Source organism: Adlercreutzia sp. ZJ176, assembly GCF_011038975.1.
Classification (GTDB): domain Bacteria; phylum Actinomycetota; class Coriobacteriia; order Coriobacteriales; family Eggerthellaceae; genus CAAEEV01.
Genome location: NZ_JAAKEC010000044.1, coordinates 1 through 1,677, shown reverse-complemented (window position 1 = coordinate 1,677; position 1,677 = coordinate 1). Strand labels below are relative to the sequence as shown.

The 1,677-nt window shown below is 62.2% G+C and carries 2 protein-coding genes and 1 pseudogene; all 3 read left to right on the top strand.

The window, feature by feature from the left end; all coding sequences use genetic code 11:
* The first annotated feature begins 204 nt into the window (after positions 1-204).
* Positions 205-480 carry a hypothetical protein gene (locus tag G7Y50_RS11835; protein ID WP_165056805.1) on the top strand — a complete coding sequence of 92 codons (276 nt, stop codon included), beginning with the start codon at positions 205-207 and terminating at the stop codon, positions 478-480.
* Between the two features lie 258 nt (positions 481-738).
* Positions 739-1,071 carry a hypothetical protein gene (locus tag G7Y50_RS11830; protein WP_165056804.1) on the top strand — a complete coding sequence of 111 codons (333 nt, stop codon included), beginning with the start codon at positions 739-741 and terminating at the stop codon, positions 1,069-1,071.
* A 407-nt stretch (positions 1,072-1,478) separates the two neighbouring features.
* Positions 1,479-1,677 (top strand): annotated as a pseudogene (locus tag G7Y50_RS11825) (MFS transporter); the annotation flags it as partial.

The following is a 1,677-nucleotide window of genomic DNA, read 5'->3' as shown; positions in this document are numbered from 1 at the left end:
AAGGCCGGACAGCGCCCGCTGGCCGTCCAGGTCGAGGAGTCCGCGTCCATGTACTACGGCACCCTCGAGGACATGATCGCCAAGATGGCGGAGTTCGACCGCCCGATGGTTCTGTTCCAGCTGTAAGCCTGAGGTAATTGCGCGGAGGGCCGGCCGTGCCGGTCGGCCCCCCGGCATCGTGTTGAGGACTGACAAGGAGAGAATATGACCCGCGACGAATTTTTCGCTCTCGACGCGGCGGAGGCTGCCGAGAAGCTGAACGCCGTTCTCGCCGACGGCAAGAGCAAGGACGAGGCGATGGCCGAGTTCGGCATCGCCCAGGCTGACCTCATGAAGGCCCAGATCTTCTTCGTGAAGGACAAGTTCATCGCCCGCGCTTGGGGCGGCTACACCTCCACGAAGCGCACCGGCAACGAGGCGAACGACACCGGCAACGGCGTCGGCAACAGCGACCCGGCCAAGGGCTTCGCCGGCATCTAGGCTCTCAAGAGCATTCATGCCGTGACAAGGCTCGCCGCCCGCTTCGGGTGGCGAGCCTTCTTTCTATGTTCCGCTTGCCCTGACGGGACAAGCGGACCGCTCGACGCTGCGGCCTTCTGATGCGCTCCACCTAGCCCCTTGTTTGGGGCGCGGCGTTGGCGAAGCCAGCTTGGCCCCAAGGCGGGGCTATGTGAAACACCTCAGAAGCCCTCGCTGGCGTTACGAACGACCTGTCATACCAAGAGAGAGGTGACATCCATGTCTACCGAAGACGAGATCCGCGCGGAGGTTGAGGAGCTGGGCCGGCTGGCGCCCGAGCAGGAGGACATCCTGTACAACATCTCGCTCAAGCAGGACGAGCTGGGCCGCCAGGCCACCAACCTGCTGCTGAGCAAGGTGGAGGGCAGCCCCGTCTACCAGCCGATGGTCGACCGCGAGTACCTCACCTACGAGGTGTTCAACCACGGCTCCAAGCACGAGATCGCGAGCCTGTACGTGACGCTCAAGGGCCTGCGCTACTGCATCATGTTCGCCGACGAGCTCTCGCGCCGCCGCAGGCTCAACCCCGCCGGCGCGCCCTGGGGCGAGTAGGGGGCGGCGGCGCCCCGGCGGTGCCCCGGCGACCGCTACGCCTGCGTCGTCGAACGTTTTCGCAGGTGAAAAGCTTGGGAATTGAAAAGTAGTACCGATGGGTTGAGAAAGTGAGCACTCTAAGTCTGATTGAAGAGCGCTCGTTTGCTTTAAAGTCTGCACGTGCGGCGCCACCTTGAGGGAGAGGTGCGTCGCGCAGCAAGGCGAGCCTGATCCCTAGCAGGCTCGAACGCAATACCGCATGCGGACAAGGAGGGCTTGAAGGACGCCATGCGAAGCGCGTGACCTCAGGGCATGAGTTCGACTTACGAAGGGGATTGACTAAGGGCGAGCTCAGGCCGTGACGTCGGGTGCGACTGCGTCTCATGCCATCCTTCCGCGAATCGTTTACCTTGAGGAGGTAAAGGATGGACAAGAAAGAGTTTACTGTCTCTGAGGTCATTGACTCCATTGGCATTAGCTCGCATACGTGGGTCACGTTCGTGATCCTCGCATTCGCAATGATCTTCGACGGTTATGACTTCATGATCGTCAACTCCACCAACCTGTTCGTGGCCCACACCTTCTGGCCCGACAACCCGAACCCCGGCACCCTCATGGGCTCGC

What these genes read in the sequence shown, in the direction of transcription:
- G7Y50_RS11835 (WP_165056805.1), top strand. Translation starts at nt 205, where the DNA reads ATGACCCGCGACGAATTTTTCGCTCTCGACGCGGCGGAGGCTGCCGAG.
- G7Y50_RS11830 (WP_165056804.1), top strand. Translation starts at nt 739, where the DNA reads ATGTCTACCGAAGACGAGATCCGCGCGGAGGTTGAGGAGCTGGGCCGG.